At 41.8% G+C, this 18,341-nt stretch carries 16 protein-coding genes, 7 tRNA genes and 1 pseudogene; 8 read left to right on the top strand and 16 right to left on the bottom strand.

The window, feature by feature from the left end:
- Nucleotides 1-12: 12 nt before the first annotated feature.
- Nucleotides 13-777 (bottom strand): class II glutamine amidotransferase, encoded by a 765-nt coding sequence (locus H5158_RS11150; RefSeq protein WP_149982940.1) that lies wholly within the window; start codon nucleotides 775-777, stop codon nucleotides 13-15.
- Between the two features lie 299 nt (nucleotides 778-1,076).
- Here H5158_RS11150 and fadE point away from each other — a divergent pair, with 299 nt between their 5' ends.
- The gene (gene fadE, locus H5158_RS11145) at nucleotides 1,077-3,533 is read left to right on the top strand and encodes an acyl-CoA dehydrogenase FadE (RefSeq protein ID WP_149982939.1); all 2,457 of its coding nucleotides are present in this window, start codon (nucleotides 1,077-1,079) and stop codon (nucleotides 3,531-3,533) included.
- A 4-nt stretch (nucleotides 3,534-3,537) separates the two neighbouring features.
- Here fadE and H5158_RS11140 read toward each other — a convergent pair whose 3' ends face one another.
- Nucleotides 3,538-4,653, bottom strand: a complete 1,116-nt coding sequence (locus tag H5158_RS11140) for a DUF6136 family protein (protein ID WP_182740035.1) — start codon at nucleotides 4,651-4,653, stop codon at nucleotides 3,538-3,540.
- Complete coding sequence (locus H5158_RS11135; protein ID WP_182740034.1) at nucleotides 4,650-5,240, bottom strand: ATP-binding cassette domain-containing protein; 591 nt, start codon at nucleotides 5,238-5,240, stop codon at nucleotides 4,650-4,652. Before H5158_RS11135 ends, H5158_RS11140 begins: the two co-directional genes overlap by 4 nt.
- Nucleotides 5,241-5,414: 174 nt before the next feature.
- On the opposite strand from H5158_RS11135, the gene H5158_RS11130 reads away from it, so the two are divergent.
- Nucleotides 5,415-7,361, top strand: a complete 1,947-nt coding sequence (locus H5158_RS11130) for a S9 family peptidase (RefSeq protein WP_182740033.1) — start codon at nucleotides 5,415-5,417, stop codon at nucleotides 7,359-7,361.
- 173 nt (nucleotides 7,362-7,534) lie between these two features.
- Here H5158_RS11130 and H5158_RS11125 read toward each other — a convergent pair.
- From H5158_RS11125 to dnaQ, 9 genes are all read right to left on the bottom strand, one after another.
- Nucleotides 7,535-7,611 (bottom strand) — tRNA-Asp (locus H5158_RS11125).
- 54 nt (nucleotides 7,612-7,665) lie between these two features.
- Nucleotides 7,666-7,742, bottom strand: a tRNA-Asp gene (locus H5158_RS11120).
- A gap of 37 nt (nucleotides 7,743-7,779) precedes the next feature.
- Nucleotides 7,780-7,856, bottom strand: a tRNA-Asp gene (locus H5158_RS11115).
- A gap of 38 nt (nucleotides 7,857-7,894) precedes the next feature.
- Nucleotides 7,895-7,971, bottom strand: a tRNA-Asp gene (locus tag H5158_RS11110).
- A gap of 31 nt (nucleotides 7,972-8,002) precedes the next feature.
- Nucleotides 8,003-8,079, bottom strand: a tRNA-Asp gene (locus H5158_RS11105).
- A gap of 41 nt (nucleotides 8,080-8,120) precedes the next feature.
- A tRNA-Asp gene (locus tag H5158_RS11100) sits at nucleotides 8,121-8,197 on the bottom strand.
- Nucleotides 8,198-8,224: 27 nt separating this feature from the next.
- Nucleotides 8,225-8,301 (bottom strand) — tRNA-Asp (locus tag H5158_RS11095).
- A 98-nt stretch (nucleotides 8,302-8,399) separates the two neighbouring features.
- Nucleotides 8,400-9,743: a TIGR03503 family protein gene (locus H5158_RS11090; RefSeq protein WP_409076820.1), complete on the bottom strand. Its 1,344-nt coding sequence runs from the start codon at nucleotides 9,741-9,743 to the stop codon at nucleotides 8,400-8,402.
- A gap of 41 nt (nucleotides 9,744-9,784) precedes the next feature.
- On the bottom strand, nucleotides 9,785-10,498 hold the full coding sequence (gene dnaQ / locus H5158_RS11085; RefSeq protein WP_149982934.1) for a DNA polymerase III subunit epsilon: 714 nt from the start codon (nucleotides 10,496-10,498) through the stop codon (nucleotides 9,785-9,787).
- Nucleotides 10,499-10,566: 68 nt separating this feature from the next.
- On the opposite strand from dnaQ, the gene rnhA reads away from it, so the two are divergent.
- Both rnhA and H5158_RS11075 read left to right on the top strand, forming a co-directional pair.
- The gene (rnhA, locus tag H5158_RS11080) at nucleotides 10,567-11,034 is read left to right on the top strand and encodes a ribonuclease HI (protein ID WP_145241653.1); all 468 of its coding nucleotides are present in this window, start codon (nucleotides 10,567-10,569) and stop codon (nucleotides 11,032-11,034) included.
- A gap of 85 nt (nucleotides 11,035-11,119) precedes the next feature.
- The gene (locus tag H5158_RS11075) at nucleotides 11,120-11,983 is read left to right on the top strand and encodes an MBL fold metallo-hydrolase (protein ID WP_182740031.1); all 864 of its coding nucleotides are present in this window, start codon (nucleotides 11,120-11,122) and stop codon (nucleotides 11,981-11,983) included.
- Here H5158_RS11075 and H5158_RS11070 read toward each other — a convergent pair.
- Nucleotides 11,954-12,712, bottom strand: a complete 759-nt coding sequence (locus tag H5158_RS11070; protein ID WP_145241649.1) for a class I SAM-dependent methyltransferase — start codon at nucleotides 12,710-12,712, stop codon at nucleotides 11,954-11,956. The genes H5158_RS11075 and H5158_RS11070 overlap by 30 nt on opposite strands.
- Nucleotides 12,713-12,764: 52 nt before the next feature.
- Here H5158_RS11070 and gloB point away from each other — a divergent pair, with 52 nt between their 5' ends.
- Nucleotides 12,765-13,550 (top strand): hydroxyacylglutathione hydrolase, encoded by a 786-nt coding sequence (gloB, locus tag H5158_RS11065; protein WP_182740030.1) that lies wholly within the window; start codon nucleotides 12,765-12,767, stop codon nucleotides 13,548-13,550.
- 135 nt (nucleotides 13,551-13,685) lie between these two features.
- Nucleotides 13,686-15,269, top strand: coding sequence for a LysM peptidoglycan-binding domain-containing protein (locus H5158_RS11060; protein WP_182740029.1), 1,584 nt, complete (start codon nucleotides 13,686-13,688; stop codon nucleotides 15,267-15,269).
- Nucleotides 15,270-15,319: 50 nt separating this feature from the next.
- On the opposite strand, the gene H5158_RS11055 is transcribed toward H5158_RS11060, so the two are convergent.
- The 3 genes and pseudogenes from H5158_RS11055 to H5158_RS23365 form a co-directional block, all read right to left on the bottom strand.
- Entirely contained in the window at nucleotides 15,320-15,769 is a 450-nt protein-coding gene (locus H5158_RS11055) for a flavodoxin (RefSeq protein ID WP_149982930.1), read from the bottom strand.
- A complete protein-coding gene (gene truC / locus H5158_RS11050; RefSeq protein ID WP_310736236.1) occupies nucleotides 15,769-16,533 on the bottom strand; it encodes a tRNA pseudouridine(65) synthase TruC in 765 nt (254 codons plus the stop codon). The genes H5158_RS11055 and truC overlap by 1 nt, the downstream gene beginning before the upstream one ends.
- Before the next feature lie 30 nt (nucleotides 16,534-16,563).
- Nucleotides 16,564-16,851 (bottom strand): annotated as a pseudogene (locus H5158_RS23365) (YqcC family protein); the annotation flags it as partial.
- Nucleotides 16,852-16,954: 103 nt separating this feature from the next.
- Between H5158_RS23365 and H5158_RS11045 the strand changes: the two are divergent.
- Both H5158_RS11045 and H5158_RS11040 read left to right on the top strand, forming a co-directional pair.
- Nucleotides 16,955-17,983, top strand: a complete 1,029-nt coding sequence (locus tag H5158_RS11045) for a DUF3549 family protein (protein ID WP_182740028.1) — start codon at nucleotides 16,955-16,957, stop codon at nucleotides 17,981-17,983.
- On the top strand, nucleotides 17,984-18,283 hold the full coding sequence (locus tag H5158_RS11040; RefSeq protein WP_169019573.1) for a DUF3301 domain-containing protein: 300 nt from the start codon (nucleotides 17,984-17,986) through the stop codon (nucleotides 18,281-18,283).
- Nucleotides 18,284-18,341: the final 58 nt, after the last annotated feature.

Raw genomic sequence — 18,341 nt, 5'->3', positions numbered from 1 at the left:
TAAAACTGACGGCTAAATTAACTCACCCATTTTAAACAACGCAAATTCACCTGGTTCCATTTTTTGCCAACGCTCATCGTTGGTCAGTGGCCGAGTAGCGATCACCGTTACGACATCATTTGGCGTAGTTTCTTGTTGAAAATCTACCACCATATCTGCATCAATTAACGTAGCCTTACCGAACGGCGCACGGCGGGTGATCCAATGCAAATTATTAGTACAATACGCTAACACATACACACCATCAGTCAGCAACATATTAAACACACCTTTTTCACGTAAAGTGTGTGCAAGCTTTGCCGCATAACGAAACACTGACGCCATATTAGCTGGACGTTTAGGGTATTTTTCACGAATTTGATCGAGTAACCAACAAAACGCCAGTTCACTGTCGGTATTACCCACTGGCCGATAATATTCAGGTTTTAAATCATGATAATTCGAAAGCTGACCATTATGCGCGTAGGTCAGCTCCCTGCCCCACAACTCACGGGTAAAAGGATGCGTATTTTCAAGACAGACACGGCCACGATTACCTTGGCGAATATGGCTAATCACCGAGACACTTTTAATGGGATAGGCCTTTACTAACTTGGCAATTTCAGACTGACAGCTAGGCTCAGGATCTTTAAAAGTACGACACCCCTTCCCTTCATAAAAAGTAATGCCCCAGCCATCTTTATGCGGACCTGTGTTACCACCGCGCTCTAACAGCCCTGAAAAACTAAAACAAATATCTGTAGGCACATTCGCCGACATGCCAAGCAACTCACACATAAAATAAATTAACCTTTCAAAAATTTTTATACTTTTAAAATACTGCTTTTTAAAAAGCGTAAACCCGTAACTTAGGCCTTAGCGGCATTGTTAAACATAAGCAAGGGCAAGGCAAGCAAGAAAACAGCTTAATTTTTTCTCAAATAAATCATACTGACGAATCACACATTTATCCGTATGCTGATGTGCACAGATTACAAAATAACAGTCACTGATATTTTCACTAAGCTACTTGATAATTATTCACTCTAGCGCTACTCTAACTAAAGGTGGTCTGACCTCTATTAAGGATTGAATACATGACACTCATATTTACACTTGGTTTAATCGTGCTGCTCAGCATCGCGAGTTACCACAGAGCGAGCTGGAATACTGCCCTTGGCGTTTCCATCGCAACACTTGTCATTGGTACCTTTGCAGGTGCATTTGGCGCAATTAGCTGGTTGATCTTCTTGATCATTGCAGTGCCATTGTCTGTTACTGGCATTCGTCAGCAATATATTATTAAACCTATTTTTGCCATGTTTAAAAAAGTTACTCCAACTATGTCTGAAACTGAAAAATCAGCCATTGATGCGGGTACAACATGGTGGGAAGCCGATCTTTTTTGCGGCCGTCCTGATTGGAACAAATTACACCAATACCCAATGCCTAAATTGACAATCGAAGAGCAAGCCTTTATCGATGGTCCAGTTGAGGTGGTATGTAGTATGTTGGACGACTGGGAAGCAACTCATGAGTTAACCGATTTACCACAAGATGTTTGGCAATACCTAAAAGATAATAAATTCTTTGCCATGATCATTAAAAAAGAATATGGCGGCCTGCAATTTTCTGCCTTTGCACAATCGTGTGTACTGCAAAAGTTAACCAGTAAATCTACCCTGCTTTCATCAATTGTAGGCGTTCCTAATTCATTAGGTCCGGGCGAATTGTTACAGCACTATGGTACTAAAGAACAAAAAGATCATTACTTACCTCGCCTTGCTAGTGGTCAAGAGATCCCATGCTTTGCCTTAACTTCACCAGAAGCAGGCTCTGATGCCAGCGCCATTCCAGATTATGGTGTGGTATGTAAAGGTATGTGGGAAGGCGAAGAAGTCATTGGTCTTAGCCTAACATGGAACAAACGTTATATTACGCTAGCGCCTGTTGCGACAGTATTAGGTCTGGCGTTTAAACTACAAGACCCAGATGGTCTACTAAGCGATGTTAAAGAGCCAGGTATTACTTGTGCACTTATTCCTACAGACATGCCAGGTGTTGAAATTGGTCGTCGTCATTTCCCGCTAAATGTACCATTTCAGAATGGTCCTACTCGTGGTAAAGACATTTTCGTACCGCTTGATTACATTATTGGTGGACCAGAAATGGCCGGCCAAGGCTGGCGCATGCTGGTTGAATGTTTATCGGTTGGTCGTGCTATTACATTGCCGTCAAACTCAACGGGTGGTATTAAAACAATTGCACTTGCAAGTGGTGCATACAGCCGTATTCGTCGTCAATTCCGTTTACCTATTGGCCAAATGGAAGGTGTTGAAGAGTCACTAGCAAAACTAGCAGGTTATGCGTACAGCTCAGATGCGGCTGTTAGCATGTCAACTGGTGCGGTTGATTTAGGCGAAAAGCCATCGGTTGTTTCGGCAATCATTAAATACCATTTGACCGAGCAAATGCGTGATTCAACCAATCATGCAATGGATGTTCACGGCGGTAAAGGTATTATGCTTGGGCCAAATAACTATTTAGGTCGTGGCTATCAAGGTGCACCAATTGCCATCACTGTTGAAGGTGCAAATATCTTGACCCGTAATATGATTATTTACGGTCAAGGTGCCATTCGCTGCCATCCATTTGTACTGACTGAATTGGGTGCCTGCGCAATCGAAGATCGTGAAGAAGCGCTAGCGGTATTTGATAAAGCGTTAATGGGCCACATCGGCTTTACTATGTCTAACCTTGTACGTACTAAGTGGATGAGCTTTACCGGAGCCCGTTTTGCAACTACGCCATTTAAAGACGAAACAGCTGAGTTTTACCGTACTGCGTCACGCTTTAGTGCGTCACTTGCATTGATGTCTGACATTAGCATGGCTGTATTTGGTGGCTCACTAAAACGTAAAGAGCGTATTTCCGCTCGTTTAGGTGATTTGCTTAGTTACCTTTATTTAGTGTCTGCAACGCTGAAACGTTATAACGATGAAGGCCGTAAAAAAGAAGATTTACCGCTTGTACAATGGAGCTGTCAAGATCACCTTTACCACTGTCAACGTGCACTTGCTGATTTAATTAACAATATGCCATCAGCTCCGCTTCGTGCAGCACTTAAGTTGATGTTGTTCCCGTTCGGTCGTCCAGTTCGTAAACCGACTGATAAACTTGAGCATAAATTAGCACAAATTTTACAAGTACCTAGCGAAACACGTAACCGTTTAGCAAGCTACGTATACTTAACAAATGAACCACTTAACTTAGTTGGTCGTCAAGAGCAAACGCTTAAAGACGTGCTAGCTGTTGAACCTTTATTTGATAAGGTATGTCGTGAAAAAGGCGTTAAACTGCCTTTCTTCCAGCTTGATAAAGTTGCTCAGATGGGACTTGAAGCGGGTATTTTAACGCAAGCAGAGGCTGATCAGCTAGCAAGCGTTGAAAAAGCACGTTTAGATGTTATTAACGTTGACGACTTTGACCCTGCAGATTTATTAGCAGGCAAAGCTGCACGTAATAACACGGCAAAAAAGGCGAATGCTGCTTAACATATTAAGTTAACACAGCCAACAGCCCGCCTGTTGTGATCATCCAAACCAGCGCATAATGCGCTGGTTTTTTTTGTGCTATATATAATTGTAATGTACCCCAGCCAACACTCAGGCTCAGTAATAGCCACTCTATTTGAGCGACAAACAACAGATAGCTGCTAAGTGTTATCAAAAAGAACAAGCAACTTGGCATAAATTGGCTGATAAAAAACAGCCGCGATTGGTTATTTGCTTGAAAAAATAGCTGGTACTTATCATGTAGCTTGCCACAATCAAATTGCAGTGAGCTGGTAAACAACACCATAAAAGCGGCGGCTATCACACTAAATATAGCCTCTAAATCAGCACGCTCATTGAGCAAAGTAGTGATTGCCATAAATACACACAACAATAAAGCCACTCGCCATACTAGTACCCTGCTATGTTGCATAAAAAAGCTCAGCCAAAAAGTAGATAATGCATTGACCGATAACCGGTCGCTCAGCGAAAATGCTGGCAACAACATGCTCAGCGCAAATAATATAATAAAGCCACAGTGATAGGCTAACGGCGCTATATTAATCGGTAGCAAGACTAAAATAGCAGTAAATACTAAGCCATATATTAATGCTCTTGGCTTGTACAAACACAGTACACCGAGGCTAAACTGCTGTAACATAAACAGCACAAAATGGGGTGCTCGTAGCCACTGTGAATAGTTTAAATCCAGCGCAATTACAGCACTTGCTAGCAACCAGCCATTGCTTAAAAGCAATAGTTTTATATCCATTAACTTAAGCCAGTTTGACCTTACAATAGTGCGTTGAAAGAGCCGCTGCTGACTATTTTGAATGGCTGATTTCATTGCACTGAGCATCACGCTTTGCAGTAATAGATACAGCCACGCCATTTGAGCGCCATATTGCGGCGCATCTATGCTGTCGATGATTTTGCCCAGACCTAAAAATAACAGCAAAATCATTCCAAGCATGGCTGAGCCAAGTACCACTAAAAATAATAAGCCGAAGTTTTTAAGTTGCTGTAGTAGTTGTGCCAGCTCAATTTTATAGGCCTGATAACGATACTGCATAAATGAGCGATATTGTGCAATCTCAAGCTTAATACCTAGCTTGCTCATAAGGGGACACACTCAAAGCCATGCTCGATAAACGGCGCCGGCTCATGGCAAGTGATAATGATTTGCCCATGCGCTTTATCTGCTAAATAATTATCTAGTAAACCAAGTAAATATATAATGCTGGCTTGATCAAGTGCCGTACTGGGCTCATCTAGTAACAAATACGGCGCACCGCGCATTAACGCTAAAATTAATTGGCACTTTTTTTGATTACCCGATGACAACGCATCAAAACGAGTCGATAAAAAATCTGAAAAATTAAAGCCGCTGATAAGCGCTGTCGGCCAATCGCAGCCTAAACTGCTAACCGTTAAATTGATAATTTGTTTCGCGGTTAAAAACTCAGGCAGCGCGATGCGATCACTGGCAATTGCTACCTGTTTATAAGGCTCAGACAACACCTTGCCTGCAAATAATATCTGTCCACTTTGTGGTTGCTCAAGTCCAGCAAGCATCATTAGCAGCGTGGTTTTACCTTGACCGTTCGGCGCTTCAATACATACCCTCGGTGATGTAAAGCTGATGCGATAATCTTTATATAGGATGTTTTGGGCAAATTGCTTGTGTAAACCACTAACTTCAATCATCACTTTCCTTTTATATGAGTGAGTATTATAACGTAGGCTGTATTTTTAACGATACAGGCTTTGTAACACTTTGTTGCAGTTAAAATCAGCTAAAAACTTGCGTTAAAATAGGGTTAGGGCAACACTAAAACCGGTAAAAATATGATTAGATAACAATAAACCAAGGAATGTACTATGAACAAAAAATTGCAATTTGCCGCACTCGCCTGTGCAATCAGTATTGCCTTGAGCGGTTGTAGCCAATCAACCTCAACAACAGCCGTCACCACAGTACAGTCGCAGCAAACTCAGCAAGTTAGCACCTATAATGCTAAAACCTTCTTTGATACCACCGCAATTATGGGCAGTAGCTTTTCACCCAATGGCGATAAAGTACTGGTAAGCTCTGATGAAAGTGGTATTTACAGCTTGTATGAAGTAGATGCAAAAACAGGCAACAAAACCCGCTTAACCAATTTTCAGGATAGCACCTACCCTGTCCGTTACTTCCCAAATGATGAAAGGGTCCTCTTTACCAAAGATTCTGGCGGCAATGAGCGCTTTCACGTCTACGTCCGTGAACTTGACGGGTCAATAACAGATTTAACCCCCGGCGATGAAACCCGCGCAAGCTTTGCAGGATTTACAGAAGATAGCAGCGAGTTTTTTATTACTAGTAACCAGCGCGATGCTAAATTTATGGACTTATACCGCGTTGATAGTAAAACCTATAAAATCACCCCTGTTTATCAAAATACGCTTGGTTTAGATGTCGGAGCAATCAGCCCCGATGGCCGCTATATCGCACTATCTAAAAATAACACCAATAAAGACAGCGACACATTTATTCTCGATACCTATAAAAAGACCCTCAAACCACAGCTAATTTCAAAACACAATACACCAGCTCAATACACGCCTGAAACCTTCTCTGTTGATAGTAAATACTTATACTACTCAACGGATGCTAAAGGCGAGTTTTCACAAGTGTGGCGTTATGAGTTGGCCTCAGAGGAGCATAGCCCTGTATTAAAAGATAATTGGGATGTCAGCTTCATTTATTTTTCTAAATCAGGGCGTTATCAAGTCAGCGGTGTCAATGCCGATGCCAGCACTAAAGTCACGGTGATTGATACCCAGTCAGACCAAGAGATTGCGATGCCTCAGTTACCCACAGGTAACTTACGTGGTGTTAACTTTTCTGCAGATGAAAAAAGCATGGCGTTTTACTTAAATTCAGATACCTCGCCAAGTAACCTGTTTGTCTGGCAAGTGGGTAGTGATAAGGCACAGCAATTAAGTAATACTTTAAGCAAAGAGATAGATCAAAATGATTTAGTTGAAAGTACCATAGTGCGCTTTAAAAGCTTTGACGGTTTAGAGATACCCAGCGTACTTTATAAACCCAAGCAAGCCAATAGCAATAATAAAGTGCCAGCGCTAATTTGGGTGCACGGTGGTCCAGGTGGCCAAAGCCGCACTGGTTACAGTGCAATGCAACAACACTTAGTCAATCATGGCTATGCTATTTTTGCGGTTAATAACCGTGGCAGTTCAGGCTATGGTAAAACCTTTTTTCATTTAGATGATAAAAAACACGGCACCGACGACTTACAAGACATTGTTTACGGTAAAAAGCACTTACAAAGTTTAGATTGGGTCGATGCAGAAAAAATCGGTATCATAGGTGGCAGCTACGGTGGCTTCATGACCGCAGCAGCGCTTGCTTTTGAGCCTGAAGAATTCAAAGTGGGCATTAATATTTTTGGTGTCACCAACTGGGTAAGAACGCTCAACTCAATTCCACCGTGGTGGGAAAGCTTTAAAAAAGCGTTGTACGATGAAATGGGCGACCCTGCAACGGACGGCGAGCGTCATCGTGCAATCTCACCGCTATTCCATGCTAAGAATATCACCAAACCATTAATGGTTATTCAAGGCGCCAACGATCCGCGCGTATTACAGATAGAAAGTGATGAATTAGTTGCCGCAGTGAAAGCCAATGGCGTACCGGTCGAATATGTATTATTTGACGATGAAGGTCATGGTTTTAGCAAAAAAGAAAACCGTATCAGTGCCTCCAACGCGTATCTAAACTTTTTAGATACCTACTTAAAAGAACGCTTTGGCCCACAAGGCTAATATTAAAGCTGACTAGAAGTTTAATTATAAGCCTGTAATTCTGATCAAGATTGCAGGTTTTATTATGTTCTTTGTCAAGTTCAGATAAGATAACTGATAGCTGATAGCAAAAGGTGTTTTATGCAAAGATTTATATAAGGATTTTATAAGCTTGTTATTGAGGAAATAACAAGTGGCGGAGTGGACGGGACTCGAACCCGCGACCCCCGGCGTGACAGGCCGGTATTCTAACCAACTGAACTACCACTCCGCAGTGGTATGTGCATGGGGTAATGCACTTACTAATTTTATTACTGATATCAAGTGGCGGAGTGGACGGGACTCGAACCCGCGACCCCCGGCGTGACAGGCCGGTATTCTAACCAACTGAACTACCACTCCGCAGAGATATCATTATACTTGTTATTACTTAATTTGTTGGCGGAGTGGACGGGACTCGAACCCGCGACCCCCGGCGTGACAGGCCGGTATTCTAACCAACTGAACTACCACTCCAGCATACAAATTTTGTAATATAACATTTTTTAAATAGTTGGCGGAGTGGACGGGACTCGAACCCGCGACCCCCGGCGTGACAGGCCGGTATTCTAACCAACTGAACTACCACTCCAGCGCATATTTAAACTGTTATTTTTTCTTATTGGCGGAGTGGACGGGACTCGAACCCGCGACCCCCGGCGTGACAGGCCGGTATTCTAACCAACTGAACTACCACTCCATAATAAGAATATGTTTTACAACCATATGTTGTGTAAGTGTTGGCGGAGTGGACGGGACTCGAACCCGCGACCCCCGGCGTGACAGGCCGGTATTCTAACCAACTGAACTACCACTCCAGCGTGTACTTACAAATTGTCGAAAATTGGCGGAGTGGACGGGACTCGAACCCGCGACCCCCGGCGTGACAGGCCGGTATTCTAACCAACTGAACTACCACTCCACATTTTCGTTGCTGTCTGAGTCTCCCCTGACAGCGGCGTGAATAATACGAACCAACCCCTACTTCGTCAAGGGCTTTTTTGTTTTTTTACAGGTTTTTTAGTCATCTGACATCGAAAGGTTTAAAATTTCACCGGATCTATCACTTTTTGAACCATTTTTGTCGAGTTCTTTTTTTTCATTACTTTGCGGCTCATTTTCAACTGCTGTTTTTTTCTTCAAAAATGGTAAGTTGATTTTCGGCATGATTGATTTTTTCTGCACAAATACACGAATTGCTAACCAACCCAACAGCAAAACCAGTAAATTCCCGCCAACAATTAAACTAATAAATGTAATTGTTGCCATTGATTCGGCTTCCTTAGCAACTCTTTCTATTTCTTGTTGCTGTGCTGGGGTAATAATTGGTGCTGGTAATTCAGGCACCACTTCAATTGGCCGCTCGATTTCAAATTTATAGGTCGGTAAAGTTGCCATAAATTCACGGCCATTCACATTAGTGCCAAAAACAGACAGTTCAACACTGTATCGCCCCCAATCATAATTTTTAATCGTCAGCTGGCGGGTCAAACTGTTTTTAGCATCAAGCGTAAACATTTGCTCTTCATTATTAGGGTAATAAATTTTACCTTGGATCAATACCGTCTCTGGTTGCACTATTTGGTTATCGAGGGTAATAGTTAAATGATGTTCTTGCAGGTCATCTTCGGCTAAGGCGATTTCATAACTAAAGGGGGGTTCTTTAACTTCGATAAGATCTTGCACCACGGTGCGCTTTAATAATGGGGTTTCAATATATAGCTCTGGTCGCCATTGTCCGGCTGGGAAAACTAATTTAAATTCACCGGTAAAAATACCATCTTTAGGGCGCTCATCGAAACCACGGCCATCGTCTTTAAATTCAGCAACACTCTGAGTGCCAGCGCCAAAGTTTGCAAAGTCACTGTTATTGGTGCTAATAAAGTCAACATTTAAACTGACCACATCCCGAAACAAGCCCACTTGAATCGGCTCACCATCATTTAGTATTTGCCCTGTAATTTTAACTGTTTCGCCACGAAACAGTAATGGGGGTAATGGTTCGGCTTGTAATTCTACTTCTCCTAACACCACAATCCGGCTTTTCGGCAAAATACTACCAACGACCTGCCAAGGCCCAGGCATTGGCTGCTTAATAGTAATCAGATCATAACTTAGCTCATCAAACCATTGTAGGTTGTCATCTTTTCTCGCCGAGGTTGCATAATATTTACTGCCATCGGGTTTTACCAATACCACTGCTGGTGCACCGGGCTTGCGAAAAAATAATAAGGTGATTTCGTCAACTTTATAATCAATACGAAAACGATTTTCCAGTAAAGGAATTTCATTTTGCCGCCTATCGCGCTGCAGTAAGGTTATTTTATCTTCATTTGTTGCACTGCTGGTGTTTGGTAACATCATAACCAAACACACAACTAACATTATGCTTCTCATGTTTTGCCTTATTCGGCGCGCCATATACATTGACCACCGGCTTCGTTGACTATATTTAATCGCTCTTCGTGAGCGAGTTGCTCATCATTATTGGCTTGTAAGACCACCAGCGGTGGACGGTTTGAATCTAAACGACGCAGTTCTTTTTGTTGTTGCTCACTGCCTTGATTTTTATTTTGATTAAGATTGAGCTTTACCTGCCCCCCCGTCATCGCTAAATAAACGTCAGCTAAGATCTCAGAATCCAGTAGTGCGCCGTGTAAGGTACGCTTAGCGTTATCTACATCATAACGCCGGCATAACGCATCTAAGTTATTCTTCTGTCCTGGATGCAAGTCACGCGCCATTTTGAGGGTGTCGAGAACTTGGCAGTAATCATGGGTTTTTTGATAACCTTGATTGAGCAACGCAAATTCATTATCCATATGACCGACATCGAACGGCGCATTATGAATTACCAGCTCCGCCCCTTTAATATAGTCGAGAAACTCTTGAGCTATTTGATGGAATAACGGTTTATCACGTAAAAACTCATTAGTGATACCATGAACATCAATGGCTTCTTCGTCACTTTTGCGCTGTGGGTTGATATAAACGTGAAAGTTATTGCCGGTTAAACGACGATTCACTAATTCCACACAGCCAATTTCAATAATACGATGCCCTTGTTTAGGGTCGATGCCGGTGGTTTCTGTATCTAAAACTATTTGTCTACGTGCCATATCGAATTTAGCCTGACTCTGGTATCTTTCTATAATCACTTTATTGTACATAAGATCAAGGGAAAACAGTGCAAAAAACCGTAGAGATTTACACCGATGGCTCATGTTTAGGTAATCCGGGCCCCGGCGGTTATGGTATTTTTATGTTTTATAATGACCACGAAAAAAAATTAAGCCAAGGCTATACCCTCACCACCAATAATCGAATGGAAATGCTCGCAGCAATTGTTGCTCTTGAGAGTTTAAACCGCCCGTGTGAGATAAATCTCACCACCGACAGCCAATACGTGAAACAAGGTATTGAATCATGGCTTGCTAACTGGAAGAAGCGAGGCTGGAAAACGGCTGCTAAAAAACCAGTTAAAAATGTCGATTTATGGCAGCGTCTTGATGCAGCCTGCGCCCGTCATAATGTGACTTGGAAGTGGGTAAAAGGTCATAGCGGCAATAAATACAATGAAATTGTTGATGATTTGGCGCGTGATGCCGCTGGCAGTAAAGATTTATTAGTCGATGAAGGTTACAACCCTGAGTAATATTAGTAGGTAATTCATCATAAACCATTTAATAACTTAGTTATATGATATAAGATTTGGATATATTAAATAATGGAGTTGTTAAATGGCTATCTCGATCGAGTCTTTTTTTCATCAGCAAAGTGCTACCTTTACTTATTTAGTGTCTTGCCAAACCACTAAATCTGCCATGTTGATCGATGTCCCTGCTGACTTTGATGCTGCTAGCGGTACGTTAAGTTTTCAAACCGCCGACGAGATCATTGCCCATATAAACGATAACCAACTTATTCTTGAGTGGGTTTTAGAAAGCCATGCCCATGCAGATCACATTACTGCCGCCAGTTATATAAAGCAGCAACTTGCGACATATCATCCTTGCAAGTTAGCAACCGGTAAAAAAATAATACAAGTGCAGGTGCATTTTAGCCGCCTGTATAATATTGATATGCCATGTGATGGCAGCCCATTTGAACAGCTATTTACTGATAACGAGCATTTTGCACTGGGCGCACACAAGGTTACTGTATTAGCGACACCAGGTCATACTCCAGACAGTGTGTGTTATTTAATTGAAGGCAACTTGTTTGTTGGTGACACATTTTTTATGCCCGATAGCGGTACTGCACGCTGTGATTTCCCAGGTGGCAGTGCCAAAACGCTTTATCAGTCACTGCAACGTATTTTAGCCCTGCCCGATGAAACTATTTTATGGATGTGCCACGACTATCAGCCGGGTGATCGCCCGCTTGCCAACAAAACATCGGTACTCGAGCAGCGCACCAGTAATATTCATCTACAAGCCTCTGAGCAAGATTACATAACAACCCGTAGCGCCCGTGATGCAACACTCAGTGCGCCTAAATTATTGCACCCAGCAATACAAATGAATATTCGCGCAGGCCAATTACCAAAAGCACAGCAAAACAGTCAGCGTTATTTAACGCTTCCGCTCACAGTGTTGCTTTGAGGTTTGCCGTAAACCCGCTCCTTTTACTGGAGCAAACTGTGGACGAGCGTGCCATTTAGGCTTTATGGGTGTCAAAGGCGCAACTCGTTTACGAGCGACCAACATATACACACTTCCCATGGGTTTTAGATATTGCTTGGTAAAACGTCGCCATGGCGCAAACCGCGATAAACGGTTGCCTCGTGCTAATGACGAATAAATAAAACGTTCATCACTGACTATTTCAAAACCTAATAGGTTAAGCCAATCTTTTACTCGTGCGGGAGTGAAAAAGCGTCCCGTCCATGGCAACTTTTGACCGCTAAAGGGCAACAATTGCGCCAGTCCACATAAACTAAATGGGTTAAACCCGGTGATCACCATATAGCCACCTGGTATTAAGGTGCGGTGTGCTTCACGTAATATATGATGCGGATCGGTGTGATACTCTAAGCAATGGCTTAATATACAGGCATCAACACTGTGCTCGTAAAAAGGGAGTTCATCTATATCGGCAACAACACCTGTAAATGGTCCTGACTCTGCTACGCAGACTTGGTGTTTAATGGTGCTTTTACTGGTATTAAGTTCGCCACTGAGATTACCGAGTTTTAACATGTGATAGCCAAACATTCGCGGTAACCACTTGGCCATTTTACGTTCTATATCACTACGTAAATAGTCACCATGAGGAAACTCTTGCCACGACAGTGGTTTGGGTCCTTCTTGAAAACTAAGGGCTGGTTTCATACGCTGAGCTCGTTATACTGTTTGATATCGTCACTTTATAGAGCAATGTCACATGGTGCAAGTCAAAGCAATTAAAGCCTTTTCTGATAATTACATTTGGTGCCTTAGCGACCCTACAAGTTCGCAAGCATGGGTAGTTGACCCAGGTCAAGCTGAACCAGTGTTAACTTATTTAAACCAAGCAGGTTTGACCTTAGCGGGTATTTTAGTTACCCATCATCATTATGATCATACTGATGGCGTAGCCGCTTTATGTGAAAAATTTGCGGGTATTGATGTATACGGCCCACACAATAGTCCATTTAAAGGGATCACAAAACCATTAATGGACGCGGATAAGATAACCGTACTTGGGACAGAATTTTCCATCATAACAACACCTGGACATACCTTAGATCATATTTGTTACCTTAACCCTAATTTAGCATTTACTGGCGACACTCTTTTTAGCGGTGGCTGTGGGCGTTTATTTGAAGGAACCGCTGAGCAGATGCAGCACTCTTTTGATAAATTAAAAAAATTACCACCTGAATGTGAAATTTATTGTACCCATGAATACACGCAGGCAAATTTAGCTTTTGCGCTGGCGGTAGAACCTAGCAACCGCGATTTAATTGAGTACGCACAGTGGGTAGATATTCAGCGTCAAAATAATCAAATTACCTTACCAAGTACACTCGCATTAGAGCTAAAAATAAACCCATTTATGCGAACTGATATTACTGGAATACTAAAGCGCTTACCTGAAACATATAATCCGAGTACAAAAAACACCTTACAAAATAATGAACCTTGGCAAAACTTTGCAGGTCTTAGAATCTGGAAAGACCATTTTTAAAAAACAATCTAATAATAATCAAGCAATTAAATTTTTAGATAGTTGATTATTACGATTTTAGATAGTCAAAAAGTGGCAATGTTATCTCATTACAGGTAGTATTCGCCGAGTTTTTTACCTGATGCATTGGTATTTATGAATAAATCCCCCCTTGTTTTAGCCTTAGCACTAGTGCTAAGTGGATGTCAAACATTAACATCAACACAATCTGATGACCTAGTTGCTAATCACCCAGAACAATCGCAACTTGAAGGCGCAAGCCCAAATGATATTAGCGAAGCGTTGATGATCAATGCGCAATATCACCAAGTAAATAATGTAGATGAAGCACCTATTTTTGATGATGTATGGGAGCGTATTCGTTATCAACTATCGATTGAAGTCCCGCAAAATCGCCCTGTCGTCACTGAGCGTAATTACTACGCAAGACACCAAGCTTATTTAGACCGTATTTCAAAACGTGCTGAGCCTTATCTACATTTTATTGTAGAAGAAATTGAAAAACGCGATATGCCAATCGAAATTGCATTGCTGCCGATTGTTGAAAGTGCCTTTGATCCATTTGGCTACTCATACCGCAGTGCATCAGGTATTTGGCAATTTATGCCACAAACTGGTGAGCGTTTTGATTTAAAGCAAAACTGGTGGTACGACGGTCGTCGTGACATTGTACAATCAACCCGTGCGGCGCTTGATTATCTATCTTATTTACATAAAACCTTAGAGGGTGATTGGCTCAACGCCATCGCGGCCTATAACTCAGGTGAAGGGCGTTTATTACGCGCCATAAAAAAGAACCGTAAAAAGCACTTGCCTACTGATTTTTGGTCTCTTGATTTACCCAGTGAAACCACCACCTACGTACCAAAACTATTAGCATTATCAGACTTATTAAAACGCCAAGATGACTTTGGGATAAAGTGGAACCCGATTATCAATGCACAAGTTGTTGAAGCGGTTGATGTAGGTTCACAAATTGATTTAGCACTGGCCGCGGATATGGCTGATATTAGCCTGACTGAATTATATCGTTTAAATCCAGGTTTTAATCGCTGGGCAACGGATCCAAATGGTCCTCACTTTTTATTATTACCAACAGATAAAGTTGAGCAGTTTCAACAATTATTAGCTAAAACAGCGATGAAAGATCGTCTGCGTTGGCAACAATATATTGTCGCAAGCGGTGACAGTTTATCGGTGATTGCGAAAAAGTTTGCCACCAGCACCAGTGCTATCAAATCACTCAATAAACTAAAGTCAAATACCATTCGTATTGGTCAGCAATTATTAGTGCCGTTAAGTGACGGTGCAATCAATAGTAAACACTTACCAAAGCAAATGCGTATGGCGGTGAATAACAATAGTCAAAAGAAGCTCTCGCATACAGTTAAAAATGGCGATACTTTATGGGATATAAGCCGAGAGTACGATGTAACCATTAATGAACTCGCTAGCTGGAATAAACTTAAAAAGAATAGTGTGTTACGTTTAGGACAAAAGTTAACGGTTTATCAGAGCCCTAAGACCCCTCAGGCGGCGTTAGCCAGTACCAATCGAACAATCACCTATAAAGTTCGCCGTGGTGACTCTCTGGCTCGCATCGCAGCTAAGTTTAATTTAACAGTCAACGATATTATCAAATGGAATGACTTATCAGGACAAAAATACTTACAACCAGGACAAAAGTTAAAGCTTAAAGTGGATGTGAAAAGCACCTAAACGAAGTTATACAGATAATAAAAAAGAGCGTTTTCGCTCTTTTTTATTATCTACTGAGGTAACTTAGCTAACCACTCTTGGAGCCATGGCTGAGTTACTGGCCAAGGTTCAAAATCTTCACAGGCATCGATTTCTAAACGATGACCGATAGGTTGTGCTTGTAAGTCACGAAATAACTCATCAAAACTTCGCCCTGCGCCACAAAACGTATCACCATAACTTCGGTCGCCCATGGCGATAATACCGTATGGCTTAGCAGTTAACATAGGAAAAGTGCTATTCAACTCGTTAAAAAAACCAGCAAGGTTGTCAGGAATATCACCTTGTCCGGTGGTCGAGGTGATCACTAAAATATGTGTGGCTTGCTGAATATCTGCAATGGTTGGTTGATCAACTAAATTTACGCTGTGCCCTGCTTGTTCTATTGCGTCAATAACGTCGTCACTTAAACGCTCGGCACCACCATAAACACTGCCTACAAATATGCTAATAGTTGCCATTAATAATCCTTCTCTTGATGTGGCCAGCCAAGCTGTTGACAAATAGTGAGCATTGCTTCACCTAGCGGCGCTTTAATATTGATTTGTTGTTGAGTATAAGGGTGCACAAAATTAAGCTCAGTTGCAAATAACATTAATCGACGTAATGCAAAATGCTCTCTAAAAAATTGGTTATGCTGATTATCACCATGATTAACATCACCAATAATAGGCAGTGATAAATGTTTTAAGTGACGGCGGATTTGATGCTTACGACCAGTTTTAGGAAAGCACTCCACCAGCGAATAGCGCACTGTTGGGTATTTATCAATTGGTATCGGTAACATTGCTTGCTGCAAGCAGTTAAACTGAGTTTGTGCCTCTTGTGGGGCTTTATTTTGATCAGCAAACTTATCCGCAATTTTATCCAGCTGTTCTTTTAGTGGTTTATCTAAAAACACCGACTCCGGAGCAAAACCACGCACTAACGCGAGATAACGTTTCGAGATTTGATTATCAATAAATAACTGATTAATGTCCCGTGCAGCTTCAGAGCTCAATGCAAACAGTAACACACCTGATGTTGGCCTATCTAAACGATGCACAGGGAACACATGCTGGCCAATTTGATCGCGCAGCATCTGCATCGCAAATTGTGTTTCGTGTTTATCTAAAAATGATCGGTGTACTAATAAACCAGAAGGCTTATTAATTGCGATATAGTTTTCATCACGGTACAAAATTTCAAGCTCGCCAAACTCAACGGGGGCTGGACGTTCATTCACTATTACTTCTCTTCCTAATAACTTATCAAGCTGAGCTAATAATTGCATCACAGCTGCACCACCATTTTTTTGCGCTAACATGAGTTCAGCCATTGGCGCGATGGCAAAATTACTCGGTAACGGCTGTTGTTGAGCGACTAACATTTGCATTTTTTCAATAAATACAAATTGTAACCACTGCTCAAACGCCATAGTATCGTGACAAAATGGCACTGTTGAGTTTAACGCTTGCGGATCAATTGGAGTATTTTGCCAAAGTTGATGCTGTTTTAATAAGTCTTCGAGTTGCGTTAAGTAAGTTTGGGTCTGTTGGTACATAACCACCCTTGTTGATTATCATTGCTTGATTATACCCTGTTCCAACATGGCCTGCTATGGCGTATAATTTAACGAATTTTGCAGTAAAAATCAGTGGATCATTATGACCGAGCAGATCGCAACCTTAGGGCAATTACTTGATGGCGCAGGCACAAATTGGCGCGTTTTTGATATTGGCAGACATATTACCAAGCTAGATAAAAAGCAATTTTTAGCCATTGAGCAAGCACAGATCCCCTATCCTTTCCCGCTCGCAGGCCATGCATGGTTAGCTATTCAGTTTTGGGATAGCAAAGCCAGTAGCGAGCCCTACGTGTGGTTTTTAAAGTTTCCAGTTGATGAGCAAAGCAAACTGGTATGCGCCAGTCGCGATCACTTTGCCAATATGGTAATAGAAGCACTTGGCAATGATTTGACCGGCGAGCAAGCTGACGGGAAGCTTGATAATAACCCGTATGTGTTTACACCTAACGCAAATAAACTAGCTGCATTTAATGCACAGTTAAAAGTGTTATTAAAACAACCTGCCTCACAATATTATGAGTACACCCAACTGTATTTTAGTGGCAAACTAGGGTTTGATAATTGGCAAAGTGTGGCAGTACAGGGTATTGCTGATTTTGCATTACGCTTAGATAGCGATAAAAATCTAGCGTCATTACAACAAGCCTGGGAGCAACTGCCAGCTGAAGTATTACAACCGCTCAGCGCAATGCTTGAACATGTTGAAATACCGTCGATATTTAGTCAACAATTGTTAAGCTACGCCCAGCAAGCCATTGCGCAAAAAGATACCTTAGCACTGTGTTGTGCCCTACGTGCAATGTCAAAAGCACAAGCGCAAACACTTACGGCACAATTAGTGGATACTATTTTAGATTCAGAAATTGCCACAGAATCGGATGTTTTACTGACCATAGCAGGACGTTGTTTTAACTTGCTCACTGATCCTGAGCGGTTACATATTTTTATGGACAATTGCGCCCATCATCAGCAAATTGAAGAGCTTTTCCCAAGTATTTTTGCTGACTTAGTTGCAATACCGAGTATTCGACCACACTTATTAGGTTTACTTCGTAAAGAAAATCGCAGCGAAACCCTCGCGCGAGCAATTGGAAGGTTATTCTCGTAAATGGCAAGTTTATGGACATTCATTATCATTGGTAGTGTAATTTATTTGTTTTGGCTTAATCGTAAAGTTGCTGAAGCTGCCAACGCACATGCAAAACGTCAAAGCGACCAGCTACAAGTGCAATTAATGAGTGTCGCCTGCACTAAACGCCGCTTTGGCCTTTTAAAAAGCGGCAAACCTGGTATCAAAAGCGAGTTTATTTTTGAATTTTCCAGTGATGGTGAAAGCGTTTATCAAGGGGTGTTATTTATGGAAAATGAAATGCTGAAAAGCGTTTTAGTGCCGCCACATAAGATTTAGTAGTGAGTTAGTGAGTTAGTGAGTTAGCAAGTTTGCGAGTTAGAAAGTTAGAAAGTTA

Origin of the sequence: Pseudoalteromonas sp. SR45-6, assembly GCF_014163545.1 — a bacterium.
GTDB lineage: Bacteria > Pseudomonadota > Gammaproteobacteria > Enterobacterales > Alteromonadaceae > Pseudoalteromonas > Pseudoalteromonas rhizosphaerae.
The sequence above is the reverse complement of the archived record's forward strand: the minus strand, read 5'-3'. Positions and strand labels throughout refer to the sequence as shown.

Bases quoted from the DNA above. Each gene is read 5' to 3' on its own strand.
- H5158_RS11045 (WP_182740028.1), top strand. From the start codon at position 16,955: ATGACCGAGCAGATCGCAACCTTAGGGCAATTACTTGATGGCGCAGGC.
- gloB (WP_182740030.1), top strand. From the start codon at position 12,765: ATGGTGCAAGTCAAAGCAATTAAAGCCTTTTCTGATAATTACATTTGG.
- H5158_RS11135 (WP_182740034.1), bottom strand. From the start codon at position 5,240: ATGATTGAAGTTAGTGGTTTACACAAGCAATTTGCCCAAAACATCCTA.
- H5158_RS11090 (WP_409076820.1), bottom strand. From the start codon at position 9,743: ATGATGTTACCAAACACCAGCAGTGCAACAAATGAAGATAAAATAACC.
- dnaQ (WP_149982934.1), bottom strand. From the start codon at position 10,498: ATGGCACGTAGACAAATAGTTTTAGATACAGAAACCACCGGCATCGAC.
- H5158_RS11070 (WP_145241649.1), bottom strand. From the start codon at position 12,712: ATGAAACCAGCCCTTAGTTTTCAAGAAGGACCCAAACCACTGTCGTGG.
- H5158_RS11150 (WP_149982940.1), bottom strand. From the start codon at position 777: ATGTGTGAGTTGCTTGGCATGTCGGCGAATGTGCCTACAGATATTTGT.
- H5158_RS11055 (WP_149982930.1), bottom strand. From the start codon at position 15,769: ATGGCAACTATTAGCATATTTGTAGGCAGTGTTTATGGTGGTGCCGAG.
- H5158_RS11130 (WP_182740033.1), top strand. From the start codon at position 5,415: ATGAACAAAAAATTGCAATTTGCCGCACTCGCCTGTGCAATCAGTATT.
- H5158_RS11060 (WP_182740029.1), top strand. From the start codon at position 13,686: ATGAATAAATCCCCCCTTGTTTTAGCCTTAGCACTAGTGCTAAGTGGA.
- fadE (WP_149982939.1), top strand. From the start codon at position 1,077: ATGACACTCATATTTACACTTGGTTTAATCGTGCTGCTCAGCATCGCG.
- H5158_RS11075 (WP_182740031.1), top strand. From the start codon at position 11,120: ATGGCTATCTCGATCGAGTCTTTTTTTCATCAGCAAAGTGCTACCTTT.
- H5158_RS11140 (WP_182740035.1), bottom strand. From the start codon at position 4,653: ATGAGCAAGCTAGGTATTAAGCTTGAGATTGCACAATATCGCTCATTT.
- H5158_RS11040 (WP_169019573.1), top strand. From the start codon at position 17,984: ATGGCAAGTTTATGGACATTCATTATCATTGGTAGTGTAATTTATTTG.